General features: G+C 71.7%; 2 protein-coding genes. Both read right to left on the minus strand.

Going from position 1 to position 810, the window contains the following annotated elements; genetic code table 11:
• Window positions 1-289 (minus strand): hypothetical protein (locus Q0L15_RS14835; RefSeq protein WP_296605226.1); only part of this gene is annotated, 289 nt, incomplete at its 3' end.
• Window positions 290-302: 13 nt separating this feature from the next.
• The coding region (locus Q0L15_RS14840; protein ID WP_296605227.1) for a hypothetical protein at window positions 303-810 on the minus strand (508 nt) is incomplete at its 5' end.

Below are 810 nucleotides of genomic sequence, written 5' to 3' on the forward strand. Positions count from 1 at the left end.
CCTCCAGGGTCATCGAGGAGAAGGCCCGGCCAGAGCTGTCCTCGAGGTAGCGCCGGGCAAGCGCACTGAGCCGGTGGTGTGCCTCTCGACCGCCGATGGTCCCCGACGCGTGCTCGGCCTCCACGCCGGCGACCAGCTCCAGGTACTGCTGCACGGACAACGGCTCGGGCCGTGCCTCGGGGGCGCTGCTACGCCCACCGCGGCCCCAGAGCAGCACGCCCACGTTCCAGGCGATCACCATCACGAGCAGGGCCCCGGCGAGGAACCACCAGCCCGTCGCGTATGCCACGGTTCCCGACTCGTCACCGGCGGCCGACACGACGGTGCCTCTCGAACAGATCACGGAGCGCGCCGACGGTCTCGTCGACTCCCGCAAGGCGGCAATGCGCGACCCGGAGGCGTTCGAACGTGGCGTCGAGCTGCTCGCGCTGGGAACGGCGCAGCTCGTCGGCCTGCCGGGCGAGCTCCGCGTCGTTCCTCAGCCACCCCGGGAAGCCTCCCGAGACGCCTACATCTCGGACCGACGGCCCATCCGCGCCGCGCACCTCGGTGGCGATCATCCCCTCCACCACCACCACGAGGACCTCGTGTTGAGCGCGGAGCCGACGCAGCGCGCTCGTGAGCTCCGGACCGGCGGTGGGTTCGTCGGACACCACGACGACGAAGCGTCGCTTCCTCGCCACGCGCGCGACCTCGCGGAGCAGACCTGCGACGTCGGACTCGTCCGCGGCCAGCGTCGTGGACGTCCAGAGGTCGCTCAAGCAGCGTTCGAGGTGGCCGGCGCCGCTGCGCCCGGGACTGAAGTGCTTG

Source organism: Nocardioides sp., assembly GCF_024509035.1.
Taxonomy (GTDB): domain Bacteria; phylum Actinomycetota; class Actinomycetes; order Propionibacteriales; family Nocardioidaceae; genus Nocardioides.